Below are 18153 nucleotides of genomic sequence, written 5' to 3' on the forward strand. Positions count from 1 at the left end.
CGCATACACCGTTCGTGAAGATGTCAAGTGAGGCACGCCGGAGAACCTGAGGAGTCCCCGCCCCATGCCAACCCGCCCCCTGAATCGACGCCTGAATCGACGCCTGAATCGACGCCGGATCAGCGCGCTCGCCGTTGCCGGTGCTCTGGCCTGCGGAACCCTGGCCGTCGCGCTGGGCAACCAGGCCGACGCCAAGGAGCCCGCGCCGCTCGCCCTCGACCAACTGCTCGGACAGGAACTCCCGGGCCGGGCCGCTCTCGGCCGCGTCCAGTCCCGCCTCGACGAGGTCGCCGCGCAGAACAAGCTGACTACCGACCACCTCCGGCAGATCCTGACCAGCGACAAGACCGCGTGGCTGGACCACAGCGGCCGGCTGTTCTACCGCGAGCCGACCGCCACGACCATCGAGCGGGCCGCTGACTCCGCCGTGTCCCCGCGGTGGGCAAAGACCGCGGTCGCAGCCGCTACGGGTCCGGCGTTCGAGCTGCACAGCAAACCCGGCTCGAACCGGGTCATCTACCTGGACTTCACCGGCCACACGATCACCGGTACGGCGTGGAACACGAACGGCAAGCCCGCGACGGTCAACATCACGCCGTACGACACCGACGGTGATCCTTCGAGTTTCAGCACGGCCGAGCAGGACGTCGTCCATGACGTCTGGGCCCGGGTGGCCGAGGACTACGCGCCGTTCGACGTTGACGTGACGACGCAGGAGCCGGCCGCGGCGGCGATCGACCGGTCGGGCGCGTCGGACACGCAGTACGGCACGCGGGTCGTGATCGACCCGACGACCTGGTACCAGTCGAGCTGCGGTTGCGGCGGGGTCGCGTACGTCGGCGTGTACGACAGCTCCTCCCAGCACGCGTACTACCAGCCGGCGCTCGTCTTCACGAAGGGCGTCGGCACCGGCGCCAAGAACATCGCCGAGGCCGCTGCGCACGAGGCGGGCCACAACGTCGGGCTGTCGCACGACGGCACATCGTCTGTCGGGTACTACGCCGGCCATGGCGCGTGGGCGCCGATCATGGGCGTCGGCTACTCCAAGGCGATCAGCCAGTGGAGCAAGGGCGAGTACGCGGGCGCGAACAACAAGGAAGACGACTACGCGGTGATCGGCCAGAACGGGCTGACGCTGCGGGCCGACGATCACGGGAACACCACGGCGACCGCCGACGCGCTCACCCTCGGCACGAGCGTGCAGGGGATCTACGAGAAGGACACCGACGTCGACCTGTTCCGGATCGACCTCAAGGCCGGGACGTTCAAGTTCGCCGCGAACGCGGCCGCATCGGGTGCGGACCTGGACATAAAGCTCCAGTTGCTGGACTCGTCGGGCACCGTCGTCGCCTCCGCCAACCCGGCGTCCGGGCAGTCCAACGCGAGTACTCCGACCGGCCTGAGCGCGAGCATCAGCCGCCAGGTCGCCGCCGGCCGGTACTACCTGCGGATCGAGAACTCCGGGTACGGCGATCCGCTGAACACCGGCTACTCGACGTACGGCAGTCGCGGCGCCTACACCGTCCGCGTCACCGCCGCCTGAGCCACCCGGGGCCGTCGATCCCACCGAGATCGACGGCCCCGGGTCTGCTGTCTGGGGGGAGCCGCCCACGGGGGGACGTGAGGAGGAACCCATATGAACAGAATCCGCCGCACTGGTGCACTCGCGTGTGCCGGTGCTGTCGCTCTCGGAGGCTTGGCCGTCGCGCTCGGCAGCCAGGCTGATGCGCAACAGACACCGATCGACCAGTTACTGTCCCAGCCGGTGGCCGGCAGCCAGGCACTCGGCAAGGTGCAGTCCCGGCTTGCCGAAGTTGCCGCGCACAACGGACTGCCGACGGACCAGTTGCGACAGATCCTGGCCACCGACAAGACCGCCTGGCTCGATGCCGACAGCAAGTTGTTCTACCGCGAGCCCGGGCTGACCGCGCCGCAGAAGGCAGCCGAGGCGTCACCGCGGTGGGCGTCTACCGCGGTTGCCGGCGCGACCGGTCCGGCGTTCGAGCTGCACAGCAAACCCGGCTCGAACCGGGTCATCTACCTGGACTTCGACGGTCACACGATCACCGGTACGGCGTGGAACGCGTCGAAGGGGATCGACCCGGTCAACGTGTCGGCGTATGACACCGACGGTGATCCTTCGAGTTTCAGCACGGCTGAGCAGGACGTCGTCCACGAGGTGTGGGCCCGGGTGGCCGAGGACTACGCGCCGTTCGACGTTGACGTGACGACGCAGGAGCCGGCCGCGGCGGCGATCGATCGCTCGGGGACGTCGGACACGCAGTACGGCACGCGGGTGCTGATCGACCCGGACACCTGGTATCAGTCCGGCTGCGGATGTGGCGGTGTCGCGTACGTCGGTGTGTACGACAACTCGTCGCAGCATGCTTACTACCAGCCGGCGCTGGTGTTCACCAAGGGCGTCGGCACCGGTGCGAAGAATCTGGCCGAGGCAGCGTCGCACGAGGCCGGGCACAACGTCGGGCTGTCGCACGACGGCACGTCGTCCGTCGGGTACTACGCCGGCCACGGCGCCTGGGCTCCGATCATGGGAGTCGGCTACTACCGCGGCATCAGCCAGTGGAGCAAAGGTGAGTACGCCGACGCGAACAACAAGGAAGACGATTTCGCGGTTGTCGGTACGCACGGGCTCGCGCCGCGCTCCGACGAGGCGGGAGACACGACCGCTGACGCCGCCGCACTGACCATCGGTACTCCGACGTCCGGGATCATCGCGGCCGAGAACGACACCGACGTGTACCGCGTCGATGTGAGTGCTGCGGGCGACTACACCGCGACGGCGAGCCCGGCCGCCGTCGGTGGCAACCTCGACATCAAACTTGACCTGCTGGACAGCTCCGGCGCGGTCGTCGCGTCGAACGACCCGGCCTCCGGCCAGAGCGACGCCGGGACGCCGACGGGCCTCGGCGCGAGTGTTACCGGCACTCTCCAGCCGGGTAGGTACTACCTGCGGATCGACAACGTCGGGTACGGCGATCCGCTGAACACGGGGTACTCCACCTACGGCAGCCGCGGCGCGTACACGCTCGGCATCTCGCCGTCCTGATTCCCTGTGGCTGGTCGATCTCTGGCGGATCGACCAGCCACAGGTCTCTAGGGCATGTCTGACAATCCCTAGATCGCGCGTTCCAGCGGGGCAGTGAGTGACTGCGGGGCGACTTCGAGCCGGTCGAACCGCCAGCCGTCCGGCGTGCGCCGTGCTCCGTAGTAGTGGATCGCGGCAGCGATCTCCTCGGTCATGTCGTGGCGGACGAGCACCGCGAGGTCGTTCGCTCGCACGGTCGCGGTGTCGCCGTCGATCTCGATCACCAGGTTGGACTTGTTGTGCAGGGTGCGGACGTAGGCGTCGTGGCCCTTACGTGCGAGTTGGACCAGCGCCTCGATGCCGGCGGCCTCGCCGCGGAGCGACTTCACCACCACGTCGCCGGTGAACAGCTGGTCGCTCTCGTCGTACCGCAGTTCGTCGATCCACAGGCTGTGCCGGGCGACCAGCTCGGCGAGCTCGCTGCGGTCGATGAGTTCGCGGAGGTCGGTCATGGTCGGACTCCTTAATAGTTAGGCGTACTAACATTGGTGCCGCCAATGAATATAGATCGTTAGTCCGACTAACGCAACAGGCGTACGCTGTGCCCATGGACGACCTGCGCTTCGATCACGGCGACCAGACGCCCGAGCGGCTGAGGGCGCAGCTGTCCCGCCTGGTCGGGATGACCGCGGCCCAGACACAGCGCGTCTCCAGCGAGGCGCTTCGCGCCATCGGCGCCCACAAGGACCACTTCGTCGTACTCGCGGCCCTCGCCGAGTTCGGGCCGGCCAGCCAGGCGGCGGTCGCGGGGCGGGCGCGCGTCTACAAGAGCGACCTGGTCGCCGTCCTCAACGAACTGGAGGACGGCGGCTGGATCCGGCGGGCCCCGGACCCGACGGACAAGCGCCGCAACGTCATCACGATCACCGCCGCCGGCGACGCCCGGCTGGCGGAGCTCGACGGCGTACTGTCCGCGGTCAACAACCACATCACGGCGCCGCTGACCGCGAACGAAAGAGCTCAGCTCTTCAGCCTTCTGACCCGAGTCAACGACCATCTCTCGGGTTCACCCGACCTGCCGTGAACAGCGGCTCTCAGGAACGCACCAAGTGCCTGGCCGCCAGCTCGGCGAGGGCCGCTGCGTTGTCGCCGAGGACGGCGTCGTCGAACCGCACGACACTGGAGTGATTGGACGGAGCCTCACCCGCCGCCACATCGTCCGGCCGCGCTCCGACCATCGCGAACGTCCCCGGCACCTCCTGCAGCACCATCGAGAAGTCCTCCGCACCCATCAACGGATCAGGCAGCCGCTCCACCCGCTCCTCCCCGAACAGCCCGGTCAGCACCTCGGTCGTCTCCGCCGTACGCCCGGCATCGTTCACCGTCACCGGGTACTGCGGGTTCAGCCGCGCGTCGACGGTGCAGCCGTGCGCGGCTGCGATCCGCTCCGCGAGCGCGGGGAGGTCGTGGGTCAACTGCTCGAGCATCGCCTCGGACAGTGTGCGTACCGTCGCGCCGAGGCGGGCCGAGTTCGGGATGACGTTGATCGCGACACCGGCCTCGAGTTGCGTCACGGTGACCACCACCGGGTCGAACACGTCGACCCGCCGCGTCACGTACACCTGCAACGCCAGGACGATCTCCGCCACGACCGGCACCGGATCCACCGTCGTCGCCGGCATCGACCCATGCCCGCCCTTGCCGTACACGGTGATGTGCAGCTGGTTCGAACTCGCCATCATCGTCCCGGGCCGCAACTGGAAGACGCCTTTCGCGGCTTGCGCCCAGACATGCAACGCGTACGCCGCGATCGGCTTGTCGCCCGTCGCGTCCAGCAGCCCTTCGCGCAGCATGTACCCGGCACCGCCGAGCCCTTCCTCGCCGGGCTGGAACATGAAGATCACGTTCCCGTGCAGCTCCTCCCGATGCGCACTCAACAGCCGGGCAGCACCGACCAGTCCCGCCGTGTGCAGATCGTGGCCGCAGGCATGCATGTTTCCGTTCTCCGCGGCGTACTCGAGTCCTGTCTCCTCGACCACGGGGAGCGCATCCATGTCCCCGCGCAACAGCACCGTCGGTCCCGGCGCCCCGCCCCGCAACACTCCGACCACGGACGTCACCTCACGCCCGGTACTGACCTCCAACGGCAACCCCGCCAACGCGTCCATCACCACCTGCTGAGTCCGCGGCAACACCAGCCCCACTTCAGGCTCCCGATGCAACACCCGCCGCAACTCCACCAACCCACCCAAAACCTCCGCGCCCTCAGCAACAAACCCCACGACCGACCTCCATTCCAACCAACCCAACCTGCCCGCCACCGTACCCACACCCGAACCGACCAGACCCGTTCTCGTGAAAGACGACCCGCATCGCCTCTCGGTAGCGTTCCAGAGTTTCGGAGTCGTGTTCCTGACCTGCGGTGGCGAACATCTTCCGCAGATCGTCGAGCACCGACGCGTGGTAGTTGATCGAGTGGTCCCATCTCACCTTGCCCCTCGATGAATCTCCCGCGGCGAGGAGCCCGGTCTGGTGGTTCCACGACGAGTGGTGTGCGTCCATGACCCGGACAGCCGCCTGTGCTTGCTGTTGGATCAGCTCGTCGTAGGTACTGACCACGGCCGTCTGCTCCCGTCGTTCTGGTGCTGCGCGTCCTCAGCTACTCGTCTGCTGAGGATGCGCTGATCTCCAGTGATTCGGCGAGCATGCTGAGGGATTCGGCCAGTTGCCGGATTCCGCTCTGTTCCTTCGGAGGTGCGGTGTCCGCGATGGCGCCGATCTCCGCGATGCCTGCGCGGATCGAGGTGATGCGTTCCTGCAGGCCGCCCTGGGCGTTGCGTGCGCGCCGATGGGCCCGAACGGCTGCGGTGACTGCCTCCGACACCGGTTCTGGTCGGTTCGCAAGGACCTTGTCGAGCTTCGCAACAAGGCCGTGAGCCTTCTCCTGGCTTGCGGCCGGCTCGACCTGATCGGCCAGCCCGTGGAGTCGTTCGACTTCGACTGCGAAGTCGGCACGCTGCATCGACATCCCGCGGTTGAGGACAGCACCGTACTCGGCGTCGAAGCGTGTGAAGTCCATGAAGTGCACTATCTCATTCGGGTCCTCGAAACCTCGGAGGTTGGTTGCAGATACTCAGCCTGGAAGGCTTTGTAGTCCATTGGTTATCTCGTCAGTTCTGGGGTGGGGGTGGGTGGGCGGAGGGGAGTGGTGGGGGTGTGGATGACTGGGCTTGGGCGTGGGGTGGCCAGGCCTGAGAGGGCTGTGTGGACGGGGGAGCGGGTGCAGGCGTAGGTGGACTCGGCGGCGTGGATTTCCTGGTTGAGGTGGGCCAGGAGGTTGTCGGCGATGAAATGGGACTTGGCCGTGGCCTCGTCGGGTGACTTGAGTTCGTAGATGTCCAGGCGGGAGAGGCCGGTGCGGAGGATGGATTCGAGGTGGGAACGGGTGGCGGCGCCCGGAGGCTCCAGGGCGGGGAGGCGAGTGGAGTCGTAGAGGTTGTCGACCAGGAGGGGGACCTGGCCGGCGGCAGTTTGACGGTTGAGGGTGGCGAGGGTGTGGCCGGGTGTGTGGCCGTAGCGAGCGTCGAGGTCTGTGGTCAGGTCGCGGACGGCGGGGACGAAGGCGGGGTAGTAGCCGCCAGAGCGGACAGAGTTGATGCCGGGGGCAACCTTGTCGATGCCCAGGCGACGGATGTAGTCGTCGAGGTGGTCCTGGGCCCAGGCCTCTGTGACGCCCTCCTCCAGTTCGCGGCTGCCGGGTTTGAGGAAGCCTTCGCGGGCGGCGTCCTGGTTCGCGCCGGACGGGCCGAGGAAGTGAGCGTGTTCGTGGAGGATGGTCGCCAGCGATTCCTTGTAGGCGAGCAGGATCGGCGGCGCGTGGTACTCGCCGGCGTGCTCGTACAGATGCTGGAGGGGCTCGAGGATCGCCGCGCGGTCGAGGTACAGCGTGCCGTCCCAGTGGGCGAGGCCGAGCATCGCGCTCGACGTCGCGACGACGCCTCCGTTCCACGCGGACTGGTCGGCGCCGGCGAGTTCGCGCGCGGTTTCGCCGCTGACAGTGAGCAGGTCGCCGAGCGATTCCGGCGTACTCACGGGCGCATCGCGAGCGCGAGCCGGGCGAGGGAGTCGGCGGCGCGGCGGTATCTGAGCTGTTCGTGCGGATCGTCGACGGTGGCCGCTAGCCGGCTGAGCTCGGTGATCAGCCAGTCGTTGCGGGCCTGCCGCTCAGCGCGGGGGTCGGTGCTGGTGGTCGGTTCGGTCGAGTGCTCCATGGGTGTCCTCCCGAGTCGTGAAGTCGGCGGAGAACATACGGAGATCGACGCCGTTTCTACGGGGGACTTTTGGAGCTGTGGATAACTAGAACAGCGTGGGTGGCTCGGTTTCGGCGGGTTGCGGGAGCGGGGCCAGAGTGGGAACGGATGCGGCGACGGTGGCGTGGAAGCGGCGGGCGAGGTTGAGGGCCTCGGCGTTGTCGGGGGTGTGCAGGAAGATCGTCGGCGAGCGGCCTTCGGAGAGCCAGTGCACGACGAGTTCGACGAGGTACGCCCAGCCGTCGACGGTCTCCTCGACGGAGTCGCGGCCGATGTAGCGGACGATCGGGTGCCCGGTGAGCGCGCGGGTCCGGCGGGCGACCCGCGGCTTCTTCATCCACGCGTCGCGCTCGGCGAAGCTGGTCGGGCGGCGGGAGAACAGGGTTCCGGTGTCGAACGGGATCCACTCGGCGCGAGCGCGTGCCAGCACCCGTTCGAGGTTGGCAGCGGCACCGGCGTCCTCGAAGAAGGCGCGATGCCGGACCTCCACGGCGTACCGATGAGCGGCAGGCGCCTTGTGCAGGAACGCGGCCAGCGTGCCGAGGTCGGTAGGGGAGAACGCGGCGGGCAGTTGGATCCAGACCGCGTGGTTGCGCGGGCCGAGCGGCTCGATCGCGCTCAGGAACGTGCGGAGTTCGGAGTCGATGTTGGCGAGCCGGCGCTCGTGCGTGATGACCTGCGGCAGCTTCACCACGAACCTGAAGTCGGGCGGCGTCTGCGCGGCCCAGTTCTCGACCGCGGCGCGGGACGGTGTCGCGTAGAACGTCGTGTTGCTCTCGACCGCGTTGCACCAGGAGGCGTACGACCGCAGCTTGTCCCGCGACGGCTGCGGCCAGGCGGCGTGCGTCCACTGCGCGCATCCGACGTGCAACAGCATGGCTACAACTTTCGCACGTACTGCCGACACACATGCACCCGACCGAACCGCTCCCGCATCGCCGCCTCGGCCGAGATCGGCGCATGCATGAAGGCCGTCACCACCCGGTCGACACCTTCCGGCGGCACGACGCCCTCGTCCTGCCAGGTCTTGTAGACATGGAGATACCGGAACTCCTCGGCGAACCCCGACCGCCGGTACCAGTCGTTCGCGGCCGCGTCACCGCGAGTCCACGCGTCCAGTACGTCGACCGACAGACGTGGAAGCACCGCGTCGAGGAGTCGCGTCGCCAGGCCGCGACGCTGGTGATCGGGATGGATCGCGAGGACGGCAATCGTCGCGCGGTCCGGGAAGATCTCGACGTCCATCAACCCGACGACGATGTCGCCGTCGACGGCCACCAGCCGATGCGCGGGGTTCTCGAACGCGGGACGCTCGACGACCACGTCGTCGAAGTACTCGGTGCTGAAGAAGCTCAGCAGGCGGCAGCGCAGCCAACTGCCGGCGTCGGAGTCGCGGTACTCACGGATCTCGGTCATCCGGCGCCATGATGGCACGCCGCCCCGCTCAGCGAGGCGGCGTGCCGGGACGAGCAGGTCAGCGCTCGACCTCGCCGCGGATGAACTTCTCGACGAGCTCGCGGCAGACGTCGTCGGCGTACTGCTCCGGCGGCGACTTCATGAAGTACGACGACGCCGACAGGATCGGGCCACCGATGCCGCGGTCCTTGGCGATCTTCGCGGCCCGGATCGCGTCGATGATGATGCCGGCCGAGTTCGGCGAGTCCCAGACCTCGAGCTTGTACTCCAGCGACAGCGGTACGTCGCCGAAGTTGCGGCCCTCGAGCCGGATGAAGGCCCACTTCCGGTCGTCCAGCCAGGCCACGTAGTCCGACGGGCCGATGTGGACGTTGCGGTCCTCGATCTCCTCGCGCAGCTGCGACGTGACCGACTGGGTCTTGCTGATCTTCTTGGACTCCAGGCGCTCGCGCTCGAGCATGTTCTTGAAGTCCATGTTGCCGCCGACGTTCAGCTGGTACGTGCGGTCCACGGTGACGCCGCGGTCCTCGAACAGCTTGGTCAGCACGCGGTGCGTGATGGTGGCGCCGATCTGCGACTTGATGTCGTCGCCGACGATCGGCAGGCCGGCCGCGGTGAACTTGTCCGCCCACTCCTTGGTGCCGGCGATGAACACCGGCAGCGCGTTCACGAACGCGACACCCGCGTCGATCGCGCACTGCGCGTAGAACTTCGCCGCCTGCTCCGAACCGACCGGCAGGTAGCAGACCAGCACGTCGACCTGCGCCTCGCGCAGCGCCGCGACCACGTCGACCGGGTCGGCGTCGGACTCGGTGATGGTCTCCCGGTAGTACTTGCCGAGGCCGTCGAGGGTGTGACCGCGCTGCACCGTCACGCCGGTCGGCGGTACGTCGCAGATCTTGATCGTGTTGTTCTCGCTGGCGCCGATCGCGTCGGCGAGGTCCAGGCCGACCTTCTTGCCGTCCACGTCGAACGCCGCGACGAACTCGACGTCGCGCACGTGGTACTCGCCGAACACGACGTGCATCAGACCCGGGACACGCTCCTCGGGCTTGGCGTCGCGGTAGTAGTGCACGCCCTGGACGAGCGAGCTTGCGCAGTTGCCGACGCCGACGATCGCCACTCGGATCGAGGTCATCTGGAATCTCCTTGGGTAGGCGGATGGTGCTGGTCAGGGGGCCGCTGTTGGCGCCGCTCGCCGTCGATCAACTCGTTCAGCCAGCGGACCTCGCGCTCGGCCGACTCCAGGCCGTGCCGTTGCAGCTCGAGGGTGTAGGCGTCGACCCGCTCCGCCGTCCGGCTCATCGCCGCCCGGAAGTTGGCCAGCCGCTCCTCCATCCGGGCCCTGCGGCCCTCGAGGATGCGTAACCGGGTGGCCGGATCGGTCCGGCCGAAGAACGAGAAGCGGACGCCGAAGGTGTCGTCCTCCCAGGCCGACGGACCGGCTTCGTGCATCGCGTGCGCGAAGTAGTCCTTCCCGTCGGCGGTGATCGTGTACACGATCTTGGGCCGGCGACCCGACTCCGGCGTCCCGGGGTCGGCCGTGATCAGCCCGTTGCGGAGCATCGCCTTCAGGCACGGGTAGAGCGAACCGAACGACAGCACGCGTCCCCAGCCGAACTGGGCGTTGACGCGTTTGCGGAGCTCGTAACCGTGCATCGGCGCTTCGTGCAGCAGACCGAGTACGGCGAGCTCCAGGACCCCACTGCGGTTTCCCATGACTCACCTCCCACGGTCTAGTTTGTCATGACCTGATGTATCGGTTCGATACATCGCTCCGCCACTGTAAGCAGACCCGCTGCCTGTGGACAACTCTTGACAAACACGACCTTTGTCACCCCTCTCTCCCGCCGCGCCGCGAAAGCTGTTACGTCAGGCGCCGAACTGCGTTAATCGAGTGACACCCAGCGTCGTAGCCCGGGAGCGGAGGGTAATGACCGACAGTCATGGGAAGCACGCCCGATCCGAGGTCGAGGCCGAGGGCGTGCTCGCCCGGCTGGCCCTGCGGTTCACCGCGTTCACCGAGAAGTGGCTCCCGGACGCGTTCGGGTTCGTCCTGGTCGGCACCTTCGTGGTGCTGCTGTTCGGCCTGGTCACCGGCGAGCCGCTGCTGAAACGTCCCGACGACCCGGCTGCGACCAAGGGCTTCGGGATGGTCGATGCCTGGGGTATCGGGTTCTGGTCGCTGATCACGTTCACCCTGCAGATGGCGATGATCATCATCGGCGGGTACGCCGTCGCCACCAGCGGACCGGTCGCCCGGTTGATCACCCGGCTCGCGCGGATCCCGAAGAGCCCGCGGAGCGCTGTCGCGTTCGTCGCCGCGGTCGCGATGCTCGCGTCGTACCTGAACTGGGCCTTCAGTCTGATCTTCGCCGCGATCCTGGCCCGCGAGGTCGCCCGGAACGTGCCGAAGGCGGACTATCGAGCGCTCGGCGCGATGGCGTTCCTCGGCCTCGGAACCGTGTGGGCGCAGGGCTTGTCGGGTTCGGCCGCGCTGCAGGTCGCGAGCGCGAGCAGCAGTCCGCCTCCGGTGCAGGAGGTGATCAAGGCGGCCGGTCATGCCGACGGCCTGATCCCGCTCAGCGACACGATCTTCACCTGGCAGGCCGTCGTCGCGACGTTGATCGTGTACGTCGTCGGTGTCGCGATGGCATGGTTCATCGCGCCTGGCGAAGGAAGTGCGCGGACCGCGGAAGACATCGGCATCGAGCTGAAACCGCTGATCGGACGCGGGTCGCCGTACAACGGTCAACGGCAGGACGCGCGTAGGCCCGGAGACTGGCTCGAGCACTCGCCACTGTTCAGCCTGCTGATCGTGTTGCTGGGCGCGGTCTACCTGGTGCGCTACTTCAGCGGCAAGAACTTCTTCAACGCGCTCGATCTGAACACGGTCAACCTCGTGCTGTTCCTGCTCGCGTTGCTGCTGCACTGGCGCCCGTGGCGGATGGCCCGCGCGGTCCGCGACGGCGCACCGGCGGCGGCCGGCGTACTGCTCCAGTTTCCCTTGTACGGCGGGATCTTCGGGATGATCGCGTACACCGGCATCTCGGCGCGGCTGGCCGATTGGCTGGTGCACGCGAGCAACCAGTTCCTGTTCCCGCCGTTGGTCGCGATCTACTCGTGCGTCCTCGGCATCTTCGTACCCAGCGGCGGCAGCAAGTGGGTGATCGAGGCGCCGTACGTCCTGCAGGCCGCCAACACGCTGCATGTAGATGCCGGCTGGATGGTCGTCGTGTACGACCTCGGGGAGGCGAGCGCCAACCTGCTGCAACCGTTCTGGATGCTGCCGACGCTCGCCATCCTCGGACTCAAGGCCCGCGACATCATGGGCTACACGTTCACGATGTTCCTGGCCTGCTTCCCTGCGGCACTGATCGCGGTGACACTACTGGCACCGCACGTCACCTCGTGACACGGAAATACTCGAACTGTGCGGTCGCCTTGCCGTACTGCGCTTCCGTCTGCGCCGACGAGCCCTGTGACACCAGGCCGATCCGCGGCGTCGTACCGGCAGGCAGTGTCCACGCCGCGCCCCACACCCAGTGCTTCCCGTCGGTGCTGGATGCCGCGCGGTACCGGTGCTCGCCGGTCTGCGGTACGACGTCGTGCGCCAGCCGCAACCAGGTCGTTTCGGCCGGCGGGCCGATCATCGCGCCGCCGAACGTGACGACGGACGGAGCTCCGACCGGGGTGAACCGCATCCGCTTGCCGAACTCGATGAACCGGCCGGTGCCTCCGGCAACATGATCGAGCCGCATCCAGTTCTCGTCGTCGAGGTAGACCAGCAGACCTGCCTGCTGGTAGTTCCGGACCGTGTCGGTGCCGACGTCCAGGTGCAGCTTGGTCTCCACCACGAAGTTGCCGGTCGGCTGGTCGCGGAGCAGCAGAGAGGCCTTCGCCGCGGTGTTGTTGTCGGTGAGGTCGTTCGCCTCGGTCTTCCACTGCAGTTCGCCGTTGGTGACGGTCGCGTCCGGGCTGACGTTGCGCCAGGTCCAGCCGGCACCCAGTCCGTTGGTGAACTCGTCGGAGTAGCGTCCGTCGACGCTGCCGATGCGCGGCGTCGGTGCTGCGCGGGTGACGGGCTTGTAGAGAGGTGCGACGGAGAAGTTGCCGGCGCCGCCCATGGGTGCCGCCGTTCCGCCACCGAGTGCAGGCAGTTGCACTGTCGCCAGCGGATCGCCCAGGCGGTCCTCACTGAACACTGCGGTCGCCTGGTTACCACGGACCTCCAGTGCGATGTTCCCTGGCGCGTCGAGCGGTACCGGAACGCTCCGGGTGAAGCCGACGCTGTTGGTCACCTTCAGGTGGCCCTGGCTGAGTACAGCCGTCACACCGCGGGCGGAGACGCCCTGACCGGAGCCTGTGACGTCTGCTTCGGCCCGCACGTTGCCCGCAGTTGCCGAAGACGTGGTGACGGGCGAGACCTTGCTGGACTCGCTCGGGCCGGCGCCCGCGTTGACCTCTGGCCAGCCGTCGATCCAGTCAAGTCGGTCGAGCAGCATCGGCCGGAGCAGCCAGCCGTTGCTGTTGGTCACGAAGGGGTCAGTGCGGTCGACGGCGTGGTACGCGAGCCACTGCTGGCCGCTGAGGTCCGTGACGACCGACGAATGACCGGTGCCGACCCAACGGTTCCCGTTTGACGCCACTACCGGTGTGCCGCCGGTGCGGGACGCGTTCAGGTCGTTTCCGAAGCGGTCGAGGAACGGACCGAGCGGACTGCGCGACCGTCCGGCGAATACGGCGTACCCGGTGGTCGGGCCGGCGCAGCAGTTCGAGGACGAGCCGAAGAGGTAGTAGTACCCGTCGTGCTTCACGACGTACGGGCCCTCGAAGCGGTCGCGGGCGACGTCGGTGACCGCTCCGACCGTGCGCAGGCCGTCAGGCGTCAGCCGTACGGCGTGAATGCCGCCGTTGTAGCTGCCCCAGTACAGGTACCGCGTACCGTCCGAGTCGGTGAACTCGGCCGGGTCGATGGTCCACTGGAATCCACCGCCCGCGGCCGGACGTGGCGCGACCACCGGTGCGCCGGAGTCGGTCCACGGGCCGGCCGGCGTCGGTGCGGTGGCGGCGCCGATCGCGTAGTCCCAGTCGCCCGGGGTCGTGGTGGTGTTCGGGACGGTGAAGTACAGGACGTACTTCCCGTCGAGGTAGCGGATGTCCGGTGCCCAGAACCCGCTGTTCGGGTCCGCCCAGGTCGGGCGGTTGGTCGCGTTGAAGACCGAGCCGACCTTCTCCCAGTGGGTGAGGTCGCGCGAACGGGCGATCTTGTACGAGTCGCCGTCGTGGCCGTCCTTGGCGTACGGGCCGCCGGTCGAGTACGCGTACCACCAGCCGTCGCGGCCCTTGATCATCGAAGGGTCCGGGAAGTCGGCGGAGTACCCGGCGGTGACGGGATTCGAGTAGCCCACGGCCGGCGGGGCCGCGGCATGACTGACCGAGGAGACGAGCAGCGTCAGGCCCGCTGCGAGCAGTGAGAGGCGGATCACATCACCAGGGAACCCGACGCTTCCAACGTTGTAAAGGCTCTGGCTGAGAGTTTCCGTGGACCACTTTCGCCAGGTCGACCGGGGATTGCTAGCATCCGGAGCGGATTCGGGCCTGTTACCACACCCACCGTAGTCTGTGGGGCAATGACTCCAGCGAGATCGTCGAGGATTGCACAGTGAGTGAAGCTCGTAGAAAGGCCAGCCCGCCGCGTCGGCGCAAGAAGCATTGGGCGCTGCGGGTCCTGGGCTGGCTCGCCGCGCTCATGTTCCTCGGGGTCATCGGAGCGGTCGCGGCCTTCTTCATCATTTACCAGACGACGAAGATCCCGGACCCGAACAAGGAGTTCGCCACCAACACGACCACGGTCACGTACTCCAGCGACTCGCAGCCGCTCGGTAGGTTCTTCGAGCAGAACCGGCATTCGGTGCCGCTCACGCAGATCCCGAAGCACGTCCAGGACGCGGTGATCGCGGCCGAGGACCGGACGTTCTGGACCAACCCCGGCATCTCACCGCAAGGCATGGTGCGAGCCGCCTGGAACATCGCGCGTGGTCAGCAGTTGCAGGGCGGCTCGACGATCACCCAGCAGTACGTCAAGGTCATGTACCTGACCCAGGAGCGGACGGTCACTCGCAAGCTCCAGGAACTGTTCATCGCCACCAAGCTGGGCCGGACGCACGACAAGAGTTCGACGCTCGAGGGCTACCTGAACACGATCTACTTCGGCAAGGGCGCCTACGGCATCTCGGCCGCAGGGGACGCCTACTTCAAGCAGCCCAATCCGAAGCTGTTGACGGTCCAGCAGGCAGCGCTGCTGGCAACGGTGCTGAACAACCCGACGCTCTACGACGTAGAGGACCCGGATCCGCGGACCAAGAAGCGGATCATCGAGCGGTACCACTATGTGCTCGACGGCATGCAGCAGATGGGCACGATCAGCGCGACCCAAGAGGCGAAGTACGCCAAGAGTCTGCCGTCGCTGAACATGAAGGAGAACAAGAGCCGCTACGCGGGCCCCAATGGTTTCCTGCTCGACATGGCCCGCAAGGAGCTGTTGCAGCGAGGATTCACCGAGGACCAGATCAGCGGCGGCGGCCTCAAGGTCACGACCACCTTCAGCTACAGCCAACAGAAGACGATGATCAAGGCGGCTCTGAACAAGTTGCCGGACAAGCGGGACAACCTCCACGTCGGGATGGCAACGGTCGAGCCGGGCACCGGAAGACTGCTCGCGATGTACGGCGGTCCGGACTATCTGAAGAGCCAGCTGAACTGGGCGACCGCGAAGGCCCGGCCGGGCTCCGGGTTCAAGCCGTTCGCGCTGGCCGCGGCGCTGGAGGACGGCAAGAGCCTCTACGACATCTTCCAGGGCGACAGCCCGATCAAGGTCCAGGGCCAGAAGCTCGGCAACGAGTTCAACCGCGACTACGGTGACGTGACGCTGCTGAAGGCTACCGAGCAGTCCATCAACACCGCCTTCTACGACCTGGTCGACAACCAGATGGACGACGGGCCCAACAAGGTCGTCAACGCTGCGGAGGCGGCAGGTATCCCGCAGACCAAGGCCCTCGAAGACGGGCGGCACAACCCGTCGACCGTCCTCGGTCCGGACCCGTACGCGTCCGCGGTCGACATGGCCGAGGCCTACGCGACGTTCGCGGCGGACGGGATGTACGCGCCGCTGCACGTGATCAGCGAGGTCAAGGGGCCGGACGGCAAGGTCCTGTTCACCGACAAGAGCCTCGACAAGTACAAGAAGCAGACCATTCGGCAGGACGTCGCGCGGCAGGTCAACTTCGCTCTGCAGGACGTCGTGACCGACGGCACCGGTACCGGCGCCAAGGCGCTGGGTCGCCCGGTGGCCGGCAAGACCGGTACGGCGGGTGGCGTGGCCGTCGAGGACCGCGCCAAGGACAAGGCCTGCGGTGGTTGCATGCAGGGGTCCGCGACGCTGACCTCGTGGTGGACCGGCTACACGCCCCAGATGTCGACCTCGGTCGTCTACCGGGCTGGTAAGACCGGTGAGAGCAACCTCGACCCGTACTCCAGCGACAAGGCGTTCTTCGGCGGCAACTGGCCGCTGCAGACCTGGCTGGCCTTCATGAAGCCGGCCCTCGAGGGCGCTCCGGAGGAAGCCTTCCCGGAGGCGAACCCGGACCAGGTCACGGACACCACCACGCCTTCGTACACGCCGCCGACGAATACGCCGACGAACACCCCGTCGAGCACCCCGCCGCCGAGTACTCCGCCCCCCAGCACGCCTCCGCCGAGCACTCCGCCGCCGAACACTCCGACCAACACCCCGACGAAGACCAGGCCCACCAAGACCAAGCCGACGCAACCGACGAACACCCCGGTCATCCCGTTGCCGACCGGCGGCGCGACGACCAAGCCGACCAGCACACCCGGCACCGGCGGCCAGTAGTCCTCGAGGTCGTCCGGACGGCTGGAACCCGGATGGGGGACGATAGAGGGGTGACTCGGGCGGACTGCGGTGTGCGGTGGTGGCGGCGTGTTTGAGCGCGCGGCCGCCGGCGAGCCTCGGCCGGGGCGGGCGCGGCGCGCCCGGGTGGACGGAGTCTGGTGGCAGCGGTGGATGCCGTCGGCGCTCGGGCGGGAGGTGCTCGGGTGGTGGCTGGTGTCCCGGATCGGGCTGTTCGTGCTTTCGGTGTCGGCGCCGCTGCTGTTCAACCGCGGTTCCGACTACCCGAACGTCTGGCGGGCCTGGCTGCAGTGGGACGTCTGGCATCTGAACGCGGTCGCCCAGTACGGGTACAACCACGGTGAGCCGTCCGGCGCGCCGTTGGCGGCGTTCTTTCCGGGTTTCCCGTTGCTCGTGCACATCGTCGCGTACAGCGGCATCGGATACGTTGCCTCGGGCATTGTGGTCTCGGCCGTCGCCAGTGCGGTCGCGGGCGTGTACCTGGCGCGGCTGGCGGAGTACGAGTTCCCGGAGTTGAAGGGGATCGGGCCGAACGCGGCCATGGTCTGGTACGGCGCCCCGGTGGGAGTGTTCCTCGCCGCCGGGTACACGGAGTCGCTGTTCTGTGCGTTCGCGTTCCCCGCCTGGCTGGCGGCGCGGCAGGGGCGTTGGGCCCGCGCGGCGATCTTCGTCGCGCTGGCGTCGACCGTACGAGTCTCCGGGTTGTTCCTGATCTTCGCGCTCGGTGTCGAGTTCCTGACCTCGAAGAAGCGGGACTGGTTGTCGCTGCCGTGGCTGGCTCTTCCCCTGGTACCGGTGCTGGGCTTCATGGCGTACCTGAAGCAGATCCACGGTTCCTGGTTCGCCTGGCACGAGGCGCAGGAGAAGGGGTGGCCCCGCAAGTTCACCTGGCCGTGGACGTCGCTTCAGCACACGGTGGAGGCCGCAACCAAGGGCCGGTTCCCGGCGGACCGTACCGACTGGACGTGGATGTTCCGGGCCGAGCTGGTCGCGCTGTTGGTCTGCCTGCTGCTCCTGGTCTGGCTGCTCTGGCGCCGCTCCTGGGGCGAGTCCGCGTGGGTCGCCGCGACGCTGGGCGCCTTCTGTACGTCGTACTGGGTCTTCTCGCTCACTCGGGCCACCCTGCTCATGTGGCCGCTGTGGATCGGCCTGGCGGTCCTGATCAGGCGAAAACCGTGGCTCGGGCGGCTCTACCTGGGTCTGGCGATACCACTGGCCGCCGTGTGGGCTGCGGCGTTCTTCACCGGCCGCTGGTCCGGCTAGCTCCTCTTGCGATGTCCGGCATGTGGACAGTTTTGCGAAGAGGCAACCCCTGACGAGCTTCGAGCGTCGTTAGGGATGAAGGGGTGGCAGTCCGGGCGGGGACCGCCACCCCTCCTTAAGTTCCGGCGGAACCTCTCAGGGGCAGGCTCCGCCGGGTAACCCGTACCGAGGGCGACGGCAACTGC

17 protein-coding genes are annotated in these 18153 nt (G+C 67.6%); 6 read left to right on the plus strand and 11 right to left on the minus strand.

Translation table 11 applies throughout. The annotated features are described in order from the left end of the window. The first annotated feature begins 64 nt into the window (after window positions 1-64). Together AB0M51_RS16430 and AB0M51_RS16435 are read left to right on the plus strand one after the other, a co-directional pair. Window positions 65-1543 (plus strand): M12 family metallo-peptidase, encoded by a 1479-nt coding sequence (locus AB0M51_RS16430; protein WP_344193644.1) that lies wholly within the window; start codon window positions 65-67, stop codon window positions 1541-1543. Window positions 1544-1636: 93 nt separating this feature from the next. Beyond that, window positions 1637-3067, plus strand: a complete 1431-nt coding sequence (locus AB0M51_RS16435; RefSeq protein ID WP_344193646.1) for a M12 family metallo-peptidase — start codon at window positions 1637-1639, stop codon at window positions 3065-3067. Between the two features lie 68 nt (window positions 3068-3135). On the opposite strand, the gene AB0M51_RS16440 is transcribed toward AB0M51_RS16435, so the two are convergent. After that, entirely contained in the window at window positions 3136-3558 is a 423-nt protein-coding gene (locus tag AB0M51_RS16440; protein WP_363749515.1) for a nuclear transport factor 2 family protein, read from the minus strand. Window positions 3559-3653: 95 nt separating this feature from the next. Between AB0M51_RS16440 and AB0M51_RS16445 the strand changes: the two genes are divergently transcribed. Continuing rightward, window positions 3654-4130, plus strand: coding sequence for a MarR family winged helix-turn-helix transcriptional regulator (locus tag AB0M51_RS16445; RefSeq protein WP_344193651.1), 477 nt, complete (start codon window positions 3654-3656; stop codon window positions 4128-4130). A 10-nt stretch (window positions 4131-4140) separates the two neighbouring features. On the opposite strand, the gene AB0M51_RS16450 is transcribed toward AB0M51_RS16445, so the two are convergent. The 9 genes from AB0M51_RS16450 to AB0M51_RS16490 all read right to left on the minus strand — a co-directional run bounded on the left by AB0M51_RS16450 (window position 4141) and on the right by AB0M51_RS16490 (window position 10491). Next, entirely contained in the window at window positions 4141-5328 is a 1188-nt protein-coding gene (locus AB0M51_RS16450; RefSeq protein ID WP_363749516.1) for a M20 family metallopeptidase, read from the minus strand. Continuing rightward, window positions 5312-5665: a hypothetical protein gene (locus AB0M51_RS16455; protein WP_363749517.1), complete on the minus strand. Its 354-nt coding sequence runs from the start codon at window positions 5663-5665 to the stop codon at window positions 5312-5314. The genes AB0M51_RS16450 and AB0M51_RS16455 overlap by 17 nt, the downstream gene beginning before the upstream one ends. Window positions 5666-5705: 40 nt before the next feature. Next, complete coding sequence (locus AB0M51_RS16460; RefSeq protein WP_363749518.1) at window positions 5706-6125, minus strand: hypothetical protein; 420 nt, start codon at window positions 6123-6125, stop codon at window positions 5706-5708. Between the two features lie 83 nt (window positions 6126-6208). Further along, on the minus strand, window positions 6209-7138 hold the full coding sequence (locus AB0M51_RS16465) for a hypothetical protein (RefSeq protein ID WP_363749519.1): 930 nt from the start codon (window positions 7136-7138) through the stop codon (window positions 6209-6211). Next, entirely contained in the window at window positions 7135-7317 is a 183-nt protein-coding gene (locus tag AB0M51_RS16470; RefSeq protein ID WP_344193661.1) for a hypothetical protein, read from the minus strand. Before AB0M51_RS16470 ends, AB0M51_RS16465 begins: the two co-directional genes overlap by 4 nt. 85 nt (window positions 7318-7402) lie before the next feature. Next, the gene (locus tag AB0M51_RS16475) at window positions 7403-8233 is read right to left on the minus strand and encodes a DUF72 domain-containing protein (RefSeq protein WP_363749520.1); all 831 of its coding nucleotides are present in this window, start codon (window positions 8231-8233) and stop codon (window positions 7403-7405) included. A 2-nt stretch (window positions 8234-8235) separates the two neighbouring features. Next, window positions 8236-8772, minus strand: coding sequence for an N-acetyltransferase (locus tag AB0M51_RS16480; protein WP_344193665.1), 537 nt, complete (start codon window positions 8770-8772; stop codon window positions 8236-8238). 58 nt (window positions 8773-8830) lie between these two features. After that, entirely contained in the window at window positions 8831-9910 is a 1080-nt protein-coding gene (locus AB0M51_RS16485) for an inositol-3-phosphate synthase (RefSeq protein ID WP_363749521.1), read from the minus strand. Then, complete coding sequence (locus tag AB0M51_RS16490; RefSeq protein ID WP_131284360.1) at window positions 9907-10491, minus strand: PadR family transcriptional regulator; 585 nt, start codon at window positions 10489-10491, stop codon at window positions 9907-9909. The genes AB0M51_RS16485 and AB0M51_RS16490 overlap by 4 nt, the downstream gene beginning before the upstream one ends. Before the next feature lie 214 nt (window positions 10492-10705). On the opposite strand from AB0M51_RS16490, the gene AB0M51_RS16495 reads away from it, so the two are divergent. Then, complete coding sequence (locus tag AB0M51_RS16495) at window positions 10706-12187, plus strand: TIGR00366 family protein (RefSeq protein ID WP_344193671.1); 1482 nt, start codon at window positions 10706-10708, stop codon at window positions 12185-12187. Here AB0M51_RS16495 and AB0M51_RS16500 read toward each other — a convergent pair. Beyond that, window positions 12177-14261, minus strand: coding sequence for a family 43 glycosylhydrolase (locus AB0M51_RS16500; RefSeq protein ID WP_344193673.1), 2085 nt, complete (start codon window positions 14259-14261; stop codon window positions 12177-12179). The two genes, AB0M51_RS16495 and AB0M51_RS16500, sit on opposite strands and share 11 nt — an antisense overlap. Before the next feature lie 176 nt (window positions 14262-14437). Here AB0M51_RS16500 and AB0M51_RS16505 point away from each other — a divergent pair, with 176 nt between their 5' ends. Both AB0M51_RS16505 and AB0M51_RS16510 read left to right on the plus strand, forming a co-directional pair. Next, a complete protein-coding gene (locus tag AB0M51_RS16505; RefSeq protein ID WP_363749522.1) occupies window positions 14438-16687 on the plus strand; it encodes a transglycosylase domain-containing protein in 2250 nt (749 codons plus the stop codon). Between the two features lie 87 nt (window positions 16688-16774). Then, complete coding sequence (locus tag AB0M51_RS16510; protein WP_344193678.1) at window positions 16775-17968, plus strand: mannosyltransferase family protein; 1194 nt, start codon at window positions 16775-16777, stop codon at window positions 17966-17968. Window positions 17969-18153: the final 185 nt, after the last annotated feature.

This window comes from Kribbella sp. NPDC051137 (assembly GCF_040682535.1).
In the GTDB taxonomy this organism is placed as follows: domain Bacteria; phylum Actinomycetota; class Actinomycetes; order Propionibacteriales; family Kribbellaceae; genus Kribbella; species Kribbella karoonensis.